The organism is Bradyrhizobium sp. C9, assembly GCF_002532045.1.
GTDB lineage: Bacteria > Pseudomonadota > Alphaproteobacteria > Rhizobiales > Xanthobacteraceae > Bradyrhizobium.
In genome coordinates this window covers 545,862-566,243 of the sequence record NZ_NWTG01000003.1, presented here as the reverse complement: position 1 = coordinate 566,243, position 20,382 = coordinate 545,862, and the positions used below count along the sequence as shown (strand labels likewise).

Below are 20,382 nucleotides of genomic sequence, written 5' to 3'. Positions count from 1 at the left end.
CCATCCTGAAAAGCTTCAGCTTAAAAAGCATCCGTTACTCGTGGATGAATTCGCTCAGGAATCAGCGGCGAATTTCGAGTTGGATGCAACCAGAGCGAGTTTGCCGAAGGGGAGGCCGGCTTTCAAGAGGCCATCGCGATAGAGCGCGATATCGGCCGGGTTCTTCCAGTGGAAATTGCGCAGGTGACGCTCGACCGTGAGGTCGGGATGGTTGGCGAGCAGCGCTTCGGCGGCCTGCGCGGCTTCGTCGGCGCGGCCGAGCTGGGCGAGTGCCGCGGCGCGCACCGCAAGACCCTGCAGGTGGTTCGGGTTGAGGTAGAGCGTTTCGCGCGACCATGACAGCGATGCGTCGTATTGTCCGAGCAGGTAATGGCTGAACGCGTTCAGAGCTCCCCATTGGTAGCGCGGGTCGCTGTTGCCGCGCTGGACCGCGGTCGAGAACAGATCGACCGCCTTGCGATGATCGCCGATCACCATATGGCAGATGCCGAGCACGCCGCGGGCGCCCATGTCGTAGGGGTTGAGCTCGATCGCCCGCTTGATGGCGTCCATCGCGGCTTCGTAGTGGCCCTGCATCGCATGCAGATAGGCCAGCAGCGAAAATGCGAACGAGGAGCGCGGGTCGAGCCGGACGCTGCTCTCGGCCAGGCTGACCGACGAGGCCCACAATTCGCGCGTGCTCGGAATCCAGCCGAACTGCACGCTCTGGATCTGGATCAGCGCGAGATAGGCGCGCGCGATCGAGAGCGCGGGGTCGAGCTCGATCGCCTCCTTGAACAGCGCGATCGCGGTTTCGCAATCGTCCTTGGTCTGGTGATAGTAATGCGACAGGCCCTTCAGGAAGCGGTCCCACGCGGTCAGCTCGGCATTCGGCGAGCGCGCCGGTGCCGAGGCCTCGGCACGGTAGATCTCCTGGGCCACCGCGGCGGAGAGGTTGGCGGTGATCTCGTCCTGCATCGCGAACAGGTCGCCCATGTCGCGGTCGTAGCGGCCGGTCCACAGCTGTTCGCCCTTCTCGGGCGCGATCAGCTCGGCGGAGACGCGGATCTTGTTGCCGGCGCGGCGCACCGAGCCCTGGATCAGATAGGTCGCATCGATCTCGCGCGCGATCAGGCGGGTCGAGACGTTCTTGCCCTTGTAGGCGAAGGTCGAGTTGCGGCTCAGCACGCGGTAGAAGGATTGCAGCGACAGCGCGTGGATCAGATCCTCGGTCAGGCCGTCGGAGAAATATTCGTCGGCGCCGCCGCTCAGATTGTCGAACGGCAGCACACCGACGATTGCGGTCCGGTATTGCCCCGGCAGATGCGGGCCGTCGTCGGGAACCTGCTCCTGTTTGTCGGAGCCGGCCGGCGCCCAGGTCCAGACATGGACCGGCTCGGTGATGTTCTTGAAGCGGTGCGGGCCGGCATCGACCAGGCTGACGGCAAGCCGCCGCCCTGACTCGGTGCGGGCCTTGTCCGACACCGCGATGCCGCCCGGTACGGCGACGGTCTCGAGGCGGACCGCGATGTTGACGTCGTCGCCGAACACCTCGTCCTCGTCGGCCATGACGTCGCCCATGTGGACGCCCATCCGGAAGTGCATGGCGCGGTCGGCCGGCAGATGTTCGTTGCGCTCGGCCATCAGGGTCTGCATCGCGACGGCAGCCTCGATCGCGCCGATGATGCTCGGAAATTCCAGCAGGAAGCCGTCGCCGGTGTTTTTGACGATTCGGCCGCCATGGTTGAGGATGATCGGGTAGATCGCGCTGCGGTGCGCCTTGAACGAGGCATGCGTCCCCGCCTCGTCGACACCCATCATGCGGGAATAGCCGGCGATATCAGCGCAAAGAATGGCAGCGAGCCGTCTTTCCATGTCTCCTGTGCCCTGGAATTGGCCACTTAGCCGAGGTGACCGAATCCGGTACTTACAAGACAGGCCGGGTCCGGCGGAAGCTCAGTTTACGGGCACCTATAATGCATAGTAGCAGGAATTGGCATGCGACCAACGGATCGTACAGTCCATTTCTCTACTGAATTCGTGTGTCGCTGCGATGGCGCAGGTTGGCTGACCGTCCTTTCGGGGTCGTTACTTACATAGGTTAATGTGGCCGAGATGCTGGGAATTCACGAGCTTTGGCTATTTGTCCTGTCCGGGCTGCTGCTCAACGTCACGCCGGGGCCGGATACCGCTTATATCATAGGGCGCACGATTCAGCACGGATGGCGCGGCGGAGCCGCTGCGGCGATCGGTATCAGCTGCGGCTGCCTGGTCCACGTGCTGGGCGCGGCGATCGGGCTGTCGGCGCTGCTGATGGCGTCATCGACCGCGTTCCTGGCGGTGAAGCTGATCGGCGCGGCCTATCTGGTGCTGACCGGCCTGCAGATGCTGCTGTCGCGCGCCAAGCCGATCGCTGACATCGCCGGGCAGGGCGGCGAGACCTCGATCTCGCGTGTGTTCTGGCAGGGGGCGCTGACCAACATCCTCAACCCCAAGGTGGCGCTGTTCTTCCTGGCATTCCTGCCGCAATTCGTGGCGGCGGACTCGGCCCACAAGACGCTCGCCTTCCTGGTGCTCGGGCTGATCTTCATCACCGGCGGCACGCTGTGGTGCCTTGGCCTCGCCGCCTTTGCGGCACGGGCTGCCGGCCGCATCCGGCAATCGACCGGCGTGATCGCCTGGATCAACCGCTCGCTCGGCGCGCTCTTCATCTATCTCGGCGTCCGCGTCGCCATGCTGGAGGCGCGCTAGTCGTCACTAGAGCGTTTTCGAGCGAAGTGGCTACCGGTTCGCGTGAAGAAAACGCGTCAAACAAGAATCTCTAGCCGTGGATCTTGAGCAGCGCGCTGCCGGCCAGATAGATGCCGAGCAGGATCATCGAGATCAGGAACCAGCGGCGGAAGACGTCCGGCTGCATCCGCGTGCGGACCGCCTGGCCGACGAACATGCCGATGAACGACGCCACCATCGCGACCGCGCCCGGCAGCGCGGTGGCCGCGGTCAGCAGGCCCGAGGCGGTGAGATTGAAAGCGAGCGCCACGGTCGCGGTGGTGAAGAAGACGCCGAGCGCCTGCACCAGTTCGTCCCGCTCCATGCCGATCGCCTGCATGAACGGCATCGAGGGAATGACCTGAACGCCGGTTGCCGCCGAGATCAGCCCGGTGATGACGCCGACGATGCCGCCGATCCATTTCTCGTCGCGCCGCCTGACCTTAAAGCTGAATCTGCTCAGGCCGACGATCGCATAGATCACCAGCAGCGCGCCGAGCACGACGGTGCCGTAGGCTGCGTAAGGACCGGTCAATAGCCCGGCATTGATCCAGATTCCGACCACGGTGCCGAGCATCAGCGGCCACAGCCGCTTGAGAATGTCGCGCAGATAGGGGCCGACGAAGGTCTGCCAGATATTGGTGACGATCGCCGGTACGATCACGATCGCAATTGCCTGACCCGGTGCCATCGTGGTTGCCAGCAATCCCATCGCGACCGTCGGCAGACCGAGGCCGAGCGTCCCTTTGACGAAACCGGCGAGCAGGAAGGCGAAAGCGATGAAGATCAGGAGTTGGTCGACCATGGCTGCACATTGACCGATCGCGCCGATCGGCACAATCTGGAGGTTACGGAGTTAGCCTTCGGGCGACCCGAAGGGCGGGGACGGGAAATGTCATGCGGTTCGACCTGATCGACTTGCAATTGTTCATCGCGGTTTCGGATGCACGCAGCATCACCCAGGGCGCGGCGCGCGCAAACCTTGCGCTAGCCTCGGCCAGCGAGCGGATCAAGGGCCTTGAGGAGGCGCTCGGCGTCGCGCTGCTCAAGCGCGGCCGCCGCGGCGTCGATCTGACGGCGGCGGGCGAGAGCCTGCTCGGGCACGCGCGGATTGTGATGCATAATGTCGAGGCCTTGCAGAGCGATCTCGCCGCCTATGCCAGCGGCGTCCGCGCCAACGTGCTGCTGCTTGCCAACACCTCGGGCCTGTCGGAGCATCTGCCGCGGGCGCTGGCGGCGTTCCTGCACGAGCATCCCGATATCAGCGTCGACGTCGAGGAGCGCGAGAGCACCGACATCGCGACCGCGATCGCCAGCGGCGCCGCCGATCTCGGCTTCGCCGCCGAACACGCGCTGCCCGACAGCGTCGAACGCTTCCTGTTCAGCGAGGACCGCTTGATGCTGGTGGCGTCGCGGCGCAGCGATCTCGGCGGCCGCCGCCAGATCGACTTCCAGGAGGTGGTCGGCCGCGATTTCGTCGGCCTCACGGCAACGTCGGCGCTGCAGGTCCATATTTCGCGGCACGCGGCAAAGCTCGGGGCGCGGCTGCGCTTCCGCGCCCGCTTGCGCGGCTTCGACGCCATCTGCCAGATGGTCGCCGCCGATGTCGGCATCGCGGTGATCCCGGAAACCGCGGCGCGGCGCTGCGCGGCGGCGATGCCGATCACAACGATCAGGATCCGCGACGCCTGGGCCAATCGCCGGCTGACGATCTGCGCGCGCAGCTTCAAGGCGCTGCCGCGTGCGGCCAAGCAGCTCGTGGAATATCTGCGGGCCGAAGCGCAGCGCTGACGAAGCCGAGGAGAGTGCGATGCTCAAGGTCTGGGGACGGCGCAGTTCGTTCAACGTGCAGAAGGTGATGTGGCTGATCGGCGAACTCGATCTGGCGCACGAGCACATCGATGCCGGCGGCGCGTTCGGCGGGCTCGATGCGCCCGCGTTCCTCGCGATGAACCCGCATGGCCGCGTGCCTGTCGTCAGGGATGATGACGCGACCGTCTGGGAATCCCACGCCATCCTGCGCTACCTCGCCGCGCGCCACGGCGACGGCCGCTTCTGGTCCGACGATCCTGTCATCCGGGCGCGGGTCGATGGCTGGATGGACTGGTCGCAAACCGCGCTGCAGCCGGATTTTCTCGGCGGCGTGTTCTGGGGATTTTTCCGTACACCGGAGAGCCAGCGCGACCAGCCGGCGATTCACAGGGCGCTCGCCCGTTGCGAGCAGCACTTTGCGAAACTCGAGCAGCTCCTCGAAGCCACGCCGTTCCTGCTCGGCGAGACGCTGTCGCTCGCCGACATCACCGCAGGAACTTCGCTCTATCGCTATTTCGGGCTCGAGATCGCGCGCCAGCGCTGCCGGCGGTCGAGCGTTGGTATCAGCGGCTGCAGCAGCGCCTGCCGTTTCGTAAGCACGTCATGATTCCCTTCGAGGAACTGCGCGGCCGGCTCGACTACTAATCCTACTTCGCCGTCACCACGCCGGCGTCCTCGATCACCTTCGCCCACCGCTTGATGTCGGCGGCGATGAAGTCGCGGAAATGTTCCGGCGTATCACCCGCCAGTGTCAGGCCTTGCTCGGCGAGTTTTGCTTTGACCGTCGGATCAGCCATCGCGTCGGTGGTGATCTTGTTCAGTTTGGTGACGATTGCCGGCGGCGTTCCGGCGGGCGCGACCATGCCGTACCAGTTCTCGACGATCAGGTCGGGCATGCCGGCTTCCGCCGTGGTCGGTACGTCGGGTGCGGTCGGGGCGCGCTCGCGGCCGCCGAGCACGATTGGCCGCAGCGTGCCCGCCTTGATCTGCGGCAGGATCACTGGCAGGTCGAGGAAGGTCATCTGCACCTGCTGGCCCAGGAGATCGTTCACCGCCGGCGCTGCGCCGCGATAGGGCACATGCACGATGTCGATCTTCGCCGTCAGCTTGAACAATTCGCAGGCCAGATGCGGCAGGCTGCCGGGGCCGGAGGAGGCGAAGTTGAGCTTGCCCGGCTGCGCCTTGGCGAGCGCGACCAACTCGCTCATGTTCTTTGCTGGCACGTCGGTGGCGACAACCAGCATCTCCGGCACGGTCGCGACCAGCGTCACCAGCGCAAGATCCTTCAGCGTGTCGTAGGCGACCTTCTCCATGCTCGGGCTGATCGCCAGCGCGCCGGCGCTGGCGATCGCAACCGTGTAGCCGTCAGGTGCGGCCTTCGCGACCGCATCGGTGCCGAGCACGCCGCCTTGGCCGGCGCGGTTGTCGACGACGATCGGCTGCCTCACCAGTTCCGAGATCTTCTGCCCGATCACCCGCGCGATGATGTCGTTCGGCCCGCCGGGCGGGAACGGCACGATCAGCCGGATCGGCTTGGCCGGGAACTCCTGAGCGCTGGCGGCGACGGGCGCGAGAAGCAGGAGAATGGCTGCCAGCAGCCTGCCGCAAGTCGTCATGTGCGCCGATCTCTGACTTTTCTCGTTGCCGTCAGGATGGGCGCAGATCAGTCGCCCGGCAACTCAAGAAATCAGGCGGAGCAAAGTTCAGGCGTTGAGCAGCTTCATCGCGGCTTCGTGCACGCGCGGATCGCCGGCTGCGATGATGCGGCCGCCGCCTTGCGCCGGCTTGCCGTCCCAGGTGGTGACGACGCCGCCGGCGCCGGTGACGATCGGGATCAGCCCGGCAATGTCGTAGGGTTTCAGTTCGGTCTCGACCACGAGGTCGAGATGGCCGGCCGCGAGCATGCAGTAGGAGTAGCAGTCGCCGCCGTAGCGCGACAGCCGCGCCGCATGCTCGACGCGGCCGAAGCGGGCGCGGTCATCCGGATTCATCAGCAGCGGGCTCGTGGTGAAGACGGTCGCCTCCTTCAGCGAGGCGCAGCGCCGCACCGAGAGCCGCCGCTCGCCCGACGGCCCGGCGTAGTTCGCCGAGCCGTTGTCGCCGGAGAAGCGCTCGCCGATATAGGGCTGATGCATCATGCCGAATACCGGCGTACCTTTATGCAGCAGCGCGATCAGCGTGCCCCAGATCGGAAAGCCGGCGATGAAGGACTTCGTGCCGTCGATCGGGTCGAGCACCCAGACATAATCGGCGTCTTCCCGCTCGTTGCCGAACTCCTCGCCGACGATGCCATGCTGGGGGAAGTTCGCCTTGATCAGCCGCCGCATCACGGCTTCCGCGGCCCGGTCGGCTTCCGTGACCGGATCGAAGTCGCTTGAGCTCTTGTTGTCGACCGAGAGCGAGGTGCGGAAGAAGGGCAGGATGGTTTCGCCGGATGCGGTCGCGAGGCGGCCGATGAAGGCGGTAAAGTCGATGACCGTCACGGCATGTCCCTGAAATGCGCAAACGACGCGTTAGAAACTGGATGCGTTCTTGCCTAGAGCCTTTTCCGTTCCGATGAAATCGGAACGGGGCTCTAGATTCTTAGTTTGACGCGTTTTCCTCACGCGAACCGGTATCCACTTCGCTCGAAAACGCTCTAGCTCAATCCGATGCGGCGCGCACGATTAACGGAGTGTTATCCCAGCCTATGGCGCGGTTCCGGACTTTCGATTTGGCTTCGATTCGAAAGTCTCCCTGGCTTCGGGGCGGATCACGAAGTTGCGAGTTCTGGTATACAAGCTATGCGCTGAACGCCGTCCGATCTCGATTTATCGCGTAAGATATTGATATTCAATATCTTAATTTGGCGCACTGGCCATGTTGCAGTTTCGCCAGACTTACCAACATTACCCAAGAAATGTTTCGAAAGTTCTTGCGTTTTGTGCAGCGCGGTCGCATATTGTTGCGGTGCGGTAGCGCCTCGCGCTATCGCTGCCCTCCTTGGGCGTTTCCTCCCTAGACTTGGGCCGCTTGTTCATTCAAGCGGCCCTTTTTTCTTGGAGCCGTCTTTCCGCGAATGAACTGAGAATCCAATTCGGCGCTTGTCTCACCGCCAATCTGAATTCCTGGTTCATGGCTTCATCGGCGTCACGATGCCGACGAAGGATTTACTCCGCTGCCGCCTGGAACGGGCCGAGATCCCCGAACGGAATCTTCGCGAGCGCATCAGCAAGCGTCGCGAAGTCGGCCGCCACCTGGGCGAAGCGCGGTGCGCGCTCGCGTTGGCGCTCATCCATATAGACCGCGCGGTTGAGCTCGATCTGCACGGTGTGCAGGCCGCTTGCCGGATTGCCGTAATGCTCGGTGATGAAGCCGCCGGCATACGGCTTGTTGCGGCCGACCGAATAGCCGAGCAAGCTCATGATCTCCTCGACCAGGTCGGGCAGCAGCGGCGCGCAGCTCGTGCCGTAGCGGTCGCCGATCACGACGTCGGGCCGGCGCGGCTCGTCGCGCGATACCCCGACCGACGGCATCGAATGGCAATCGACCAAAATCACGGTACCGAACGCCTGGTGCGCCTTGTTGATCAGCCGGCGCAGCGCGCGGTGATAGGGCTTGTAGAGCACCTCGATTCGCCGCAGCGCCTCGTCGACGTCGAGCCGCTCGCGGTAGATTTCCTGCCCGTCGCCGACCACGCGCGGGATGGTGCCGAGGCCGCCGGCCACCCGCATCGAGCGCGTGTTGGCGAAGCTCGGCAGCCGCCCGGTGAACATCCGCGGGTCGAGCTCGTAGGGCTCGCGGTTCACGTCGACATAGGAACGCGGGAAGTTGACCCGGATGATCGGAAAGCCGCGATCGCTCACGCCTGCGATCAACTCGTCCATGAAGGAGTCTTCGGAGCGGCGCAGCGAGGCCACGTCGATTCGCGACGCCTCGAGGAATTCGGCCGGGTACACCGAGCCCGAATGCGGGGAATTGAAGATGATCGGCGCGCGCCAGGCTTGCGGCTCAACGATCTCGAACGGGGGCGACAACTCGCCAGCAAATTCGGTCATTCCCTTGGCGCCGTCCCTTGCGTCCGCCTCGCCCCGCAAGAACTGATTCTGCCGGAAAAGCGGAGATTTATGGGCGGGCATTGTCGGTAATCGCGATCATTCTGCCAAGTGAAAAGAGTGTGCCGCCGCCTGGAACGCGTCTTAAAGGCGGAAAAGCCCGTACAAGGTTGATTCGATGCGTGGTTCGGTCCACAAGTGACTGGCGCGCATTTGCCGCTGGCTTGACGCAAATTTCACCCGAAATTTACCGTCTGTCGGGCTTACTGTTCGGACTGCTCCTCAAGCCGGATTCGACGATCCCTGCCATGCCGAAAATTCTTCTCGCCGAAGACGACACCGATATGCGCCGCTTTCTGGTCAAGGCGCTGGAAAACGCCGGTTTCAAGGTCTCGCCGCACGACAACGGCATGTCGGCCTACCAGCGGCTGCGTGAGGAGCCGTTCGAAATGCTGCTCACCGACATCGTGATGCCTGAGATGGACGGCATCGAGCTGGCACGCCGTGCCTCGGAACTCGATCCCGATATCAAGATCATGTTCATCACCGGCTTTGCCGCGGTGGCCCTCAATTCCGATTCGGAGGCGCCGAAAAACGCCAAGGTGCTGGCCAAGCCCGTGCACCTCAGGGAATTGGTTAGCGAAGTGAATAAGTTGCTGGCGGCCTGATTCGCCAAAAAACCTTCGCTTTGTATCCTTGCCTGCCCCGCCGGTGTCCGTTATAGGGACCCGATCCAAACACGGCTTTGGGTGCGTAGCTCAGCGGGAGAGCACTACCTTGACATGGTAGGGGTCACAGGTTCGATCCCTGTCGCACCCACCATCCTTCGTTCGCGCAGCGAGAGAAGGATGCGGCGCCGAGGCCCAATGGGCGCAGGCGGGCCTGTGGCCGCGAGCTGCGGCTCGGCGAGCCACGCTTCGCCGTGACGGCGGGCTTCTGATTCAACCTGCTGACGCTTGTCCGACTCCACGTCGTCGTCCTGGCGAAAGCCAAGACCCATAACCACCGCATTTAGTGATGAACCGGATCGTGGCCCCGGCGTCGCGCAACAATTGAGATGTGGGGTAATGGGTCCTGGCTTTCGCCAGGACGACACCGAGTGTGTTGCACGATCTGTGAGTCACACATCCGCGTTCTCGCGACACTCCTTGTACGAGCTTTGCATCTCGTTCCGCCCTCCCCATCAGTTGAGGGCGCAGCGAAAGCCCGATGCCGATCGCATCCTCGCGGCGATGATTCAGTGCTGCAGGTTCCTGCCGCTCCAGGGTGAGGGCCGCGCCGGGGCGGCCGCGGCGCCGACCAACGGACGCCGATTCCAGTCCAGCACGGAGTCGCTGTGCAGCTGCTCGACAACCCAGAGGAAATAGACCGAGGCGGGAATGCCGATCAGGTCGAAGACGAGCATCGACCCGCTGCCGTGCGTCGTCGCGTCAATGAGATGGATCAGCGCGCAGGAGAAGAAGACGCCCGCCAATGCGGCCCCCGACAGCGACCAGACGCCGGTCGCTAGATAGCGGCGCACCTGATGGTCAGCCAGGTACCAGCCGACCAGGCCGTAGGTCACAGTGACGAACACATTGGCGTAGAACGTGGTCGAGGCAACATCGATCCAGTTGCCCGGAGTCGCCACGCGCGCGGCAAGTTCGGCCGACGTGCAAAGGAACGGGACGTTTGCGCCGGGCTGGGCCATCGCCCAGGCCGCCAGCCAGCCTGCCGTGATGGCGAAGCCGCCGACCAGTAACACCGCGCGATGCGGCGAGAGCGCGATCAATCGCTCGCCCTGGCCACCCAATATCGTCTCGAACCGCAGGTACACAAATGTCAAACCTGCCGGCAGCCCGAGCAGGGTGACGGCGAGCATCGACCAGGACACGCTTTCGCCCTGCAGCACCTGGAAGCCGTGCACCAGATGATGCGGGCCGCAGCTTGCAGCCATCATCGAAAACCCGATCCCGAAGCGGGACCAGCCGCGGTAACGATGCAGGCTGACCGTTTCCCAGGCCGACAATAGCCCGAGGCCCGCGTAAGCCAGCCCGATCGCCAGATTGCTGAGACCGATGACGAGATACATCATCGCGAGACCGTCGCCTTGGTGCCCATGGGAGCCCCGATGTGATCAAGAAATTCGTCGATGAAATAATGATGGCCGCGCCGCACCGGTCCTTCCACGGGCTGCGCGGCGTGCAGCGCGCGTCCCGAGCTCGGATGCCAGAGTGCCCTGGTCAGCATCGGCGCGATCTGTTCGGCGGCAACCGGCCGCGAAAAGAAATAGCCCTGGGCAACGTCGCAACCCATGCGGAGAAGCATTGCGGCCTGCTCACCTCGCTCCACGCCCTCGGCGATGGTGTGCTTGCCCATCGCGTAGGCGAGGCTCAGGATCGACGATACGATCGCCGTATCGCCGGGCTCGCTGCTGAGACCGTCGATGAAGCTGCGGTCGATCTTCAACACTTCGGCCGGCATGTCGCGCAGACGCGACAGCGATGAGTGGTCGGTGCCAAAATCGTCGATCGCGACGAACACGCCGAGCTGCCGGATCTGATCGAGCACCTGGACCACCTCTTCCGGGGCGCTCATCATGACGCTTTCGGTGATTTCGAGACACAGCGCGGTCGGATCGACATTGGTGCCGGCAAGAACCTGGCAGAGCTCCTGGATGAAGGTCGGCTCCGCGATCTCGCGCGGCGACACGTTCACGGTCATGGCGAGCGGGCAGCCCGGCATCAGCCTTGCCCACTCGGCAAGCTGGCGACAGGATTCCTGCAGCACTTGCCGTCCGATCCTGACGATGAGCCCGCATTCCTCGGCGACCGGGATGAAGTCGGCGGGCGAGATGATGCCGCGCTCGGGATGCCGCCAGCGCACCAGCGCCTCGACGCCGACGACGCGTCCATCCTTCAGGCGGACCTGCGGCTGATACTCGACGAACAGCTGCGATTCCCGCAGCGCCGCCCGCAAGTCGGATTCGATTTGAACGCGCTTCTCGGCGCGGGCATGCAGCTCGTCGTTGAACTCGGCCAATCGCGCACGGCCGCGGACCTTTGCCGCATAAAGGGCGGTGTCGGCCTCGCGCAGCAATTGTTCGGCGCCCTTCGTACCGGGCTTGCAGTGCGCGAGCCCCACGCTTGCCGATACCACGACTTCCTTGCCGGAGAGCAGGATCGGTTCCGCCAGCGCCGCAAGCATCCGCTTGCCGAGGTCCGCTCCGGAGCGGTCCGAGGCACGCGGATGGAGAACCACCATCTCGTCGCCGCCGAACCGGCTCGCCGTATCTTCCGGTCCGAGACAGCCAAGGATGCGCCGGGCCATTTCGGTCAACACCTCGTCGCCGCTGCTATGGCCGAGCGAATCGTTGACGAGCTTGAAGTTGTCGAGATCGACGAACAGAACCGCGATCCGCGCGCCGTCATCGGCCTCGCGCGCCAGTTCAAGCTCCAGCCGTTCGAGCAGCAGGCTGCGCGTCGGGAGACCGGTCAGCTGGTCATGCGCGGCCGTGTGCATCAGGCGTGCAATGACGCCGCGCAGGCGCTCAACCTCCGAGCTTGTTCCGACCGATGGAACGGCGGAATCACGCTCAACGCCCGAATGCTGTTCCCTGAATGCAGTCCCGAGCCGTATTGGGATATTCGGCCGCAGCCCAGCCATTCCCGTCCCCACTATCACTATAATATCCGGTGACGGTAGGCAGTCTGGAGTTTGCAAATGGTTGCGTGAAGGCTGCCCGCGACTTTTGCGCGATAACGATTTGCAAGATGGTTACAAATCTACGACAGGCGCGCGGCCCATTTGTTGCGACTTTCGTCGAGGGCCGGATTGCCGCCGTGCCGATCACTGGCTGTTCGGCGCCGGCCGAGGGTCCTGGAATCCGCCTCGGACGGTCGACCTGCGCCGTCGGGCAAATCGGTAATCCGCATCTCGACGATCACGGCGCCCAGGGGCAATAAAGGGCGAGGAGCACAGCTCGGGGCTCCTGGCGCGATCACGGAAGGTCGAAGGAGACATCGTAGTGCTCGATCATATCCTGAAGTTCATGACGCTCGGGACCATCATCGTCGGCATCACCGCGATCTACACGGCGCTGCATACCAACAACCGGCGTCTGGGAGCCGACATCTTCCTCAGATACTCCGAGCGCATATCCGATCTGCGGCGTCGCCTGCCCACGGCAACGTTCCATGACGAGAGCGCCGGCGGCGGCATCGAGATGACGCCGGACGAGCGCCGAATTGTGCATGAAGTCATCTTCTCGATCTTTGAGCTCTACGAGCTCAAGGTGCATGGCTTCGTTCCGCCGGGAATCTGGAAGATCAGGGAGCCCGACATCGAGCGGGTACTCTCGTTGCCGGTCTTCCAGCAGGAGTTGGCGGTCGTGCAAGGCAGGTTCGCAAAGCATCCGCGCTTTGCGGCATGGCTCGACCAGATCGGGCAACACGACCAGATCGGGCAACACAAGGCATAGCCGGGCGGCGCCCGATCGAGGACCGCATGCTGCGTCGCTGGTGTTGCCGGTGCCGGCGATCGGGCGCGCGACGCCGGCTCCGCGGGCATGTTCACCGACGAATATGACGAGCCGCTATTACTTTCGTCATCTCGACGTTCATATGAAAATGCCGCAGCGTGCAACGACATGTGCGCCTCGCGCGCGCGTGTTCCGTTCCCATCGATCTCATTGACGTCGCACGTGGTGGAATGCCGCATGATTAGGCAAGCGTCTTCAGGCGCGGTCGACGCGAACCCTGTGCGCGGGATTCGTGATGTGTCATGTACCGTGCTTAAGTTGCCCCCTCGCGACGTTCATATCGTCCCGGCACGAAGATCGAGAAAATTTTCTGAAGACTCTGCGATGATGCGTTGCCCGATCGCATCGCACGAATGCAATCTCGGATTTCTTCACGGCGCGCGTTGCCGCCGCTCTGGTTCTCGCTCAGATTGTTCTCTAGATCAGTCAGACCGACTCGGTGACGGTGCTTCCGGACTGGGTCCGGCAATGACGCGACAACGATGAATGCCATGTGTGAGCACGACTGCCGCAGGACCCGTCGGCCCTATCAGGAGCGGCCGGCGTAAGCGGGTGATGTCCGCATCCAAGATGATGCTGCTTCCTTGTCCGCCAGAAATTCGCCTGCCCGTCAGCGGCCGGCGACGCAACCTTGGGAATGCGCCCCCGTTGAGACGACGTTCGTCGTTTGCGACCACGGGGGACGGAATGACATGCCAGAAGACGACAATGCGCCGGCGAGTGCCGCCAAGCTCCTCGAACAGGTTCCCCTGCCGCGCGAGCCCCGTAACATCAGGGACATAGCCCCGGCGGCACCGCGGCTCTTCACGACACGGTCCTATCCGCCGTCGGAGCAGTTCGAGGTGTGGAAGACCCGCATGGCCTCGCTGGTCGATGTGGCGCCGTCGGAAGGCCACAGCCCGGCGCAGGGATTCGAGGTGGAGTACCTGACCTGCAACATGACCGATGTCGTCTTCACGTCAGGACGCGTTGCCACTCAAACGTTCGCGCGCGCCGTCGAGCCCTCGCAGGGCGCGCCGGTCGATATCTGGTGGCTGTTCCGGGTGCGGTCCGGCGAAGCCCGCTTCGAAACGGCAGAGCGGCGGGTTCACGCCGGGCCCGGCGCGATGTTCCTGATCTCGCTCGACGACGATTTCCGCGGCAGCATTACCGACTATGACGGCCTGGTGCTGGCTTTGCCGCGCCGGTCATTCGCAGACGTGGCCGATCAGCTTAACGATGCGTGCACCATTCTCCTCTCGGGCAATCTGATCGAACTGCTGTCGGACTATCTCGACAGACTCGAAACGCGCCTGATCCTGATGTCGCCGGACGAGTTGAGGCAGGCGGGGCGAGCGACCGCGCAGATGATCGCCGCATGCATTCAGCTGTCCTCGGACCGGCTGGAGCAGGCGCGCGGCGCAATCGAATCGGTGCTGTTCGAGCGTGCACGTCTTTATATTGAAACGCATCTCGGCGACTTCGACCTGACGCCGGATCGCATTGCGCAGCAATTGCGGATCTCGCGCTCTGCCCTCTACCGTGCATTCGAGAGTGTCGGCGGCGTCGCCGGATACATCCTGCGCAAGCGGCTGCGCGCTGCACATGCCGAACTCGTCGCGTCCACCGACAGGCAGGTGCAGGAGATTGCCTATCGTCACGGCTTCAAGCTGGCGTCGGATTTCACGCGCGCGTTTCGCCGCGAGTTCGGCGTCAGTCCGCGCGAGATGCGTGAACGTGTGCGCCGCAGATCAACTGCCGGTTGAAATTCTACGAAATACGCCACGGTGCATTGAGCAAATCATTCAACTTGTGAGACGATCTGCGCGCTATTTGGACGGGCTGCTGAGTGACGTTGTCAAATATGTGTCTATCATTTTTGACATGACGACTCGGGGCACATTGATGGGGCAGTCGAGCGAGCGCTGGGTGGCAAGATGCGCTCGTTGAGTTCGACACATCGTTGGTCAGGACCGGAAGGCCGGCGCAGGTCGCGCGGTTTTCATATTTCCACATGCGTTCCCAAAGGACACGCATGTCGGCACAGTCCGCGCCATGGCACCCCCGACGTCTGGACAAGATGTCACGAAGGGGGCGCACCATGGTTGTCGCACGCAACTCATCCGAATCGCTGAAGCGTCAAGGCCGCACCGGCTTCGTCCGGAGTTGGGTCGCATCGGGCGATGCGGGGAGCCGCTCGCTGCGACGTCGGCTGTTGGCGGTGCTGCGTCAGGCGCACCGGACACTGGGTGTGAGGCGCGACCGGCTCGGGCTTGGTTCGCTGAGCGCCGGCGGGGCGGTCGGCGCGCTGCTTGTCGCCATGGGGATCATGATCCCGCAGGCGGCGTTCGCGCAGGTTGCCATCGGCAATGGTGTTGTGAGCAACCCCGCTAACTGCACCAATCCCACCGCTGCAACCGCCGGCAGCACGGCTATGGGTTGCGGCGCCCACGCTGCCGGCGCCAATGCAACCGCCATTGGCGTCAATACCAATGCGAATGGCCAGAACTCCCTGGCGATAGGCGATTCGAACAGCGCGACCGGCGATGGTTCGATCATCGTCGGCTATTCCAACTCCGTGAACGGCCTGAATGCGATCGGCATGGGTGTGTTTGCGAACGCGACCGGCACCAACGCCCTCGCCATAGGCGGGAACGCGCATTCCACCGGGGACGGATCCTCATCCTTCGGCGTCAACACCACTGCAAATGGCGTGGGTGCGTTGGCGCTGGGCTCGACGGCCAGCGCCTCCGGTGGCGCCTCGATCGCCATTGGATTGTCGTCCGCTGCCTCATCTTCTAACGGCTCGGGCACCGCCATCGGCGTCAGCGCCAAAGCAAACGCCGGAGCCGGCGGCGGGTCTCCAATCGCCATCGGCACGAATGCCAATGCCAGCGGGACCGCGCCTGCCGGCTTCACGTTCGAGGCTGTTGCGCTCGGCACCGGTTCCACCGCGACGGGGGCGTGGTCGACGAGCGTGGGTCCGAGTTCATCCGCAACGGGGACGGGGGCCAGCGCCTTCGGCACGTCCGCCGCCGCGACGGGAAACCAGTCGACAGCAGTTGGCAATGGGGCGACCGCTTCCAATGTCGGGACAGCAGCCGTGGGATACCTTGCCAACGCCTCCGGCACCAACACGCTGGCGCTGGGCGTCAACACCGTCGCGTCGGCCGGAAGCTCCATGGCCCTTGGTAACTCCGCTCAGGCGACGGGCGCATTCGGGATCGCGCAAGGCTTCTTCGCGAAGGCGCAGGGACAAAGCGCGGTTGCCATTGGCTCGACCTCCGTGGCATCGGGCGATTTCGGCGTTGCCTTGGGCAACCAGGCGCAGGCGCTGAGCACCGGCGGCTCGGTCGCAATCGGATCGGGCGCAATCGTCAACAGTGCAGCGACGGGTGGCATTGCACTCGGCAACAATGCGGCATCCGCCGGCATCAGTTCGATCGCGACCGGTGTTGGAGCCAGCGCCGCCGGCACGAGTTCGCTGGCGATCGGCACTTCCTCAAATGCGAGTGCCGCCGCCAGCACTGCGGTCGGCAACACAGCCGTTGCCAGCGGCCAAAACGCCTCCGCATTCGGGTCTGGAGCGAGCGCGGCAGGAGACAACTCTCTCGCGGCCGGCGTCAGCGCCAGCGCCAGCGGAATCACGAGTACCGCCCTCGGCATCGGCGCCAAGGCGTCGGCTACAAGCGCCATCGCGATCGGTAACAATGCGGCGGCGAGTTCTGCCAACGCGGTGGCCTTGGGCACCAACTCGGTGGCAACCGGCGGTCAGGCCGTCTCGATCGGCGCGAACAACACCGCCTTCGGCAACGGCGCCGTGGCGATCGGCGATCCCAGCTATGCCAGCGGCACCGGCGCCTTCACCGGTGGCGCCAACAACATCGCCAACAGTGACGGCACGGCGAGCGCCACCGCCGCCAACCAGGCCAACGGCGCGGTCGCGATCGGCAACAACAACAAGGCGATCGGGCAGGGATCCGTGGCGCTCGGCAATGGCTCCACCGCGGGCGCCGCCGGTCTTGCCGGCAATATCGCACTGGGCAACGGCGCCACGGCGGCAGCAAAATCCGGCGATGTCGCGCTCGGCTCCGGCAGTGTCACCGTCGCCGCGGTCGGCACGCCAAACGCGGTGATCAACGGCATCACCTATTCGGGCTTCGCCGGCACCACGCCGGGCTCGACGGTCAGCGTCGGGGCGGTCGGCGCGGAACGCACCATCACCAACGTCGCGGCCGGGCGGATCAGCACGTCGAGCACGGACGCCATCAACGGCTCGCAGCTCTACAGTGTTGCCAATACGCTCTCGAGCCAGATCACCGCCGGCGCGATCCACGACTACAGCGTCAACAGCACGACGCCGGGAACCGATACCAACTACAACAACGCCGGTGCCACCGGCGCCAACGCGCTCGCGTCCGGCGTCAGTGCGAGTGCCGCCGGCGCGAGCAGTGTTGCGGTCGGCACGGGCGCCGCGGCACGGGCATCATCCGACACGGCGCTCGGTTCGGGCGCGCTTGCCGCGTCGCTCAGCAATTCGCCGCTAACCGGGGCCGTTGCCGTCGGTGCGGGGCAGGCCACGAATGATGGTGCCATCGCGATCGGCGACGGCTTTGGCGGCGGTCCGAAGGCATCCGGTCGCGATTCGATTGCGCTCGGCACGCAGACCACTGCGTCAGGCGCCGCATCCAGCGCCGTTGGCGCTGGTGCGACAGCGTCGGGCACCAGCTCCTTTGCCGGCGGTACCTCCGCGACGGCCAGCCAGGCCAATTCGCTGGCGCTCGGCGCCAACGCGAACGCCGCCAACGCCGGCGCCGTTGCGCTCGGCGCGGGCAGCGTCACCGCTGCCGCGGTCAACACGCCGAACACGGTGATCAACGGCACCACCTACAGCTTCGCCGGGACGACAGCGGTCTCGACCGTCAGCGTCGGCGCGCTTGGCGCCGAACGCACCATCACCAACGTGGCGGCGGGGCGGATCAGCAATAGCTCGACCGATGCGATCAACGGCTCGCAGCTCTGGGCCACCAACCAGGCGGTCGACGGCCTCGCCACCACCGTCAACAACATCAACACCGGCGGCGGCATCAAGTATTTCCACGCCAACTCGACGCTGGCGGATTCGTCCGCCGTGGGCACCAATTCGGTTGCGATCGGGCCGGTGTCGACCGCGACCGGCAGCGGCTCGGTGTCGATCGGCAACGGCGCGACCGCCGCGAATGCCAACGATATCGCGCTCGGCTCCGGCAGCCAGACCACCACAGCGGTCGGCACGTCAGGCATCACCATCGGCACCACCGCCTACAGCTTCGCCGGCACGACGCCGCTCTCGACCGTCAGTGTCGGCGCCGTTGGTGCCGAGCGCACCATCACCAACGTCGCCGCGGGACGGATCAGCAACGGCTCGACCGATGCGATCAACGGTTCGCAGCTGTTTGCCGCGACGCAGGCGATCGACAGCCTGTCGACCGTCGTCAGCAACGGCCTGACGCATTATTATAGTGTCAACGACGGTGGCACCCAGCTGGCGAACTACACCAACAACGGTGCGACCGGCGCGAATTCGATGGCCGCCGGCATCGCAGCATCGGCAACCGCGGCCAATTCCACTGCGCTCGGCTTCAACACCCAGGCCTCGGTCGCCGACGGCGTCGCGATCGGCTCGGGCTCGATCTCCAACCGCGCGCTCGCGCCGGCTTCCGGCACGATCGGCGGCACCATCATTCCCTACAACACCACCGATCTCGCGCTGCTCGGCGCGGTGTCGGTCGGCAACGCGACGAGCTATCGCCAGATCACCAATGTCGCCGACGGCACCCAATCGAGCGACGCCGTCACCGTGCGACAGCTGACCGGCGCGCTGACGTCGTTCGCGACCACGACGACGAAATACTTCCACGCCAATTCGACGCTCGCCGACTCGCTCGCAGTCGGCAACAATTCCGTCGCGGTCGGACCGCAGACCGTGGTCAATGGCGACAACGGCATCGGCATGGGCTTTGGCGCAACCGTGCAGCAGACCGCGCCCGGCGGCATCGCGATCGGCCAGAATTCGGTATCGAACTTCGCCGATTCGATCGCGTTCGGAACCAATGCGCAGGCCAGCGGCATCCAGTCGGTGTCGATCGGCGCAGGATCGCAGACCTCCAACCCGACCAGCGTTGCGCTCGGTCCGAATGCCAAGGCGACGGCACAGGCCGGCGACGTCGCGCTCGGCGCCAATTCGACAACCTCGACGGTGGTCCAGACCAAGAGCACATCGATCGGCGGCACCACCTACGCCTTCGCCGGCACGGCGCCGACTTCGACCGTCAGCGTCGGCAGCGTCGGAGCCGAGCGCACCGTCACCAACGTCGCCGCCGGCCAGATCAGCGCGACCTCGACGGATGCGATCAACGGCTCGCAGCTCTGGGCCACCAACACCTCGCTCGACGCTCTCTATACGACGGTCAACAACATCTCGACCGGCAGCGGCGGCATCAAGTACTTCCACGCCAACTCCACCGCGGCGGATTCGTCGGCAACCGGCGCTGAGAGCGTCGCGATCGGCCCCCAGTCGGTCGCAAGCGGCGCGAATGCAGTATCGATGGGCAATGGCTCGGCCGCATCGGGCGCCAACTCGGTCGCGATCGGCGCCGGCGCCAAGGCGACGTCGGCCAATTCGCTGGCGCTCGGCGCGAACTCGACCACCACGGCCAATCTGAGCGATGCGGCCTATACGCCCGTCGTCGGCAAGAGCGTCGCCGGGGTTGCGACCGGCGAAGTGTCGGTCGGCTCGTCCGGGGCCGAACGCCGCGTCACCAATGTTGCCGCCGGTTCGGCCGCGACCGACGCGGTCAATGTAAGCCAGCTCCAGGCGGTTTCCAGCGGCTCGATCCGCTACGACACCGATGCCTCAGGGAACACCACCAACAAGGTGACGCTGAACAGCGGCAGCACCGGGCCGGTGACCATCAGCAACGTGGCGGCGGGCGTCGCCGGCACCGACGCGGTCAACGTCAACCAGCTCAACAGCGCGTTCCAGCAGCTCAACGGCCAGATCGGCGAGGTGCGGCAGGACGCCTGGCGCGCCGCGGCGATCGGCATGGCCGCGGCATCGCTGCGCTATGACGACCGGCCCGGCAAGATCAGCGCATCGGCCGGCGGCGGCGTCTGGCGCAGCCAGGGCGCGCTTGCCTTCGGCATCGGTTACACCAGCGAGAACAGCCGGCTGCGCAGCAATTTGGCGGCGACCACCGCCGGCAGCGACTGGGGTGTCAGCGCCGGCGTGAGCCTGACGCTCAATTGACC

Annotated in this window: 14 protein-coding genes and 1 tRNA gene; 8 read left to right on the top strand and 7 right to left on the bottom strand. The window is 64.8% G+C overall.

Annotation, left to right across the window (positions count from 1 at the left end; genetic code table 11):
* Window positions 1-54 precede the first annotated feature (54 nt).
* Window positions 55-1,854: an adenylate/guanylate cyclase domain-containing protein gene (locus CO675_RS10330; protein ID WP_198964556.1), complete on the bottom strand. Its 1,800-nt coding sequence runs from the start codon at window positions 1,852-1,854 to the stop codon at window positions 55-57.
* A gap of 240 nt (window positions 1,855-2,094) precedes the next feature.
* Here CO675_RS10330 and CO675_RS10325 point away from each other — a divergent pair, with 240 nt between their 5' ends.
* Window positions 2,095-2,730 (top strand): LysE family translocator, encoded by a 636-nt coding sequence (locus CO675_RS10325; RefSeq protein WP_097671848.1) that lies wholly within the window; start codon window positions 2,095-2,097, stop codon window positions 2,728-2,730.
* Between the two features lie 70 nt (window positions 2,731-2,800).
* Here the strand turns inward: CO675_RS10325 and CO675_RS10320 are convergent, their stop codons facing one another.
* Complete coding sequence (locus tag CO675_RS10320) at window positions 2,801-3,553, bottom strand: sulfite exporter TauE/SafE family protein (RefSeq protein WP_097671786.1); 753 nt, start codon at window positions 3,551-3,553, stop codon at window positions 2,801-2,803.
* 92 nt (window positions 3,554-3,645) lie between these two features.
* Between CO675_RS10320 and CO675_RS10315 the strand changes: the two genes are divergently transcribed.
* Together CO675_RS10315 and CO675_RS10310 are read left to right on the top strand one after the other, a co-directional pair.
* A complete protein-coding gene (locus CO675_RS10315) occupies window positions 3,646-4,539 on the top strand; it encodes a LysR family transcriptional regulator (protein ID WP_097671785.1) in 894 nt (297 codons plus the stop codon).
* 19 nt (window positions 4,540-4,558) lie between these two features.
* Entirely contained in the window at window positions 4,559-5,167 is a 609-nt protein-coding gene (locus tag CO675_RS10310) for a glutathione S-transferase family protein (protein WP_245452701.1), read from the top strand.
* Between the two features lie 40 nt (window positions 5,168-5,207).
* Here the strand turns inward: CO675_RS10310 and CO675_RS10305 are convergent, their stop codons facing one another.
* The 3 genes from CO675_RS10305 to CO675_RS10295 all read right to left on the bottom strand — a co-directional run bounded on the left by CO675_RS10305 (window position 5,208) and on the right by CO675_RS10295 (window position 8,597).
* Window positions 5,208-6,176, bottom strand: a complete 969-nt coding sequence (locus tag CO675_RS10305) for a tripartite tricarboxylate transporter substrate binding protein (RefSeq protein ID WP_097671784.1) — start codon at window positions 6,174-6,176, stop codon at window positions 5,208-5,210.
* Between the two features lie 87 nt (window positions 6,177-6,263).
* Complete coding sequence (gene hisN, locus CO675_RS10300) at window positions 6,264-7,043, bottom strand: histidinol-phosphatase (protein ID WP_097671783.1); 780 nt, start codon at window positions 7,041-7,043, stop codon at window positions 6,264-6,266.
* Window positions 7,044-7,709: 666 nt separating this feature from the next.
* Window positions 7,710-8,597, bottom strand: coding sequence for an N-formylglutamate amidohydrolase (locus CO675_RS10295; protein WP_097671847.1), 888 nt, complete (start codon window positions 8,595-8,597; stop codon window positions 7,710-7,712).
* A gap of 305 nt (window positions 8,598-8,902) precedes the next feature.
* Between CO675_RS10295 and cpdR the strand changes: the two genes are divergently transcribed.
* Window positions 8,903-9,262, top strand: coding sequence for a cell cycle two-component system response regulator CpdR (cpdR, locus tag CO675_RS10290; RefSeq protein ID WP_016843340.1), 360 nt, complete (start codon window positions 8,903-8,905; stop codon window positions 9,260-9,262).
* A 79-nt stretch (window positions 9,263-9,341) separates the two neighbouring features.
* A tRNA-Val gene (locus CO675_RS10285) sits at window positions 9,342-9,416 on the top strand.
* Between the two features lie 415 nt (window positions 9,417-9,831).
* On the opposite strand, the gene CO675_RS10280 is transcribed toward CO675_RS10285, so the two are convergent.
* Complete coding sequence (locus CO675_RS10280) at window positions 9,832-10,668, bottom strand: hypothetical protein (RefSeq protein ID WP_097671782.1); 837 nt, start codon at window positions 10,666-10,668, stop codon at window positions 9,832-9,834.
* The gene (locus CO675_RS10275; RefSeq protein ID WP_143278936.1) at window positions 10,665-12,296 is read right to left on the bottom strand and encodes a putative bifunctional diguanylate cyclase/phosphodiesterase; all 1,632 of its coding nucleotides are present in this window, start codon (window positions 12,294-12,296) and stop codon (window positions 10,665-10,667) included. The genes CO675_RS10280 and CO675_RS10275 overlap by 4 nt, the downstream gene beginning before the upstream one ends.
* Window positions 12,297-12,600: 304 nt before the next feature.
* Between CO675_RS10275 and CO675_RS10270 the strand changes: the two genes are divergently transcribed.
* The 3 genes from CO675_RS10270 to CO675_RS10260 all read left to right on the top strand — a co-directional run bounded on the left by CO675_RS10270 (window position 12,601) and on the right by CO675_RS10260 (window position 20,380).
* Window positions 12,601-13,053: a hypothetical protein gene (locus CO675_RS10270; RefSeq protein ID WP_097671780.1), complete on the top strand. Its 453-nt coding sequence runs from the start codon at window positions 12,601-12,603 to the stop codon at window positions 13,051-13,053.
* A gap of 917 nt (window positions 13,054-13,970) precedes the next feature.
* On the top strand, window positions 13,971-14,858 hold the full coding sequence (locus tag CO675_RS10265; RefSeq protein WP_245452700.1) for a helix-turn-helix domain-containing protein: 888 nt from the start codon (window positions 13,971-13,973) through the stop codon (window positions 14,856-14,858).
* Window positions 14,859-15,193: 335 nt separating this feature from the next.
* A complete protein-coding gene (locus CO675_RS10260; RefSeq protein WP_097671778.1) occupies window positions 15,194-20,380 on the top strand; it encodes a beta strand repeat-containing protein in 5,187 nt (1,728 codons plus the stop codon).
* Window positions 20,381-20,382 lie beyond the last annotated feature (2 nt).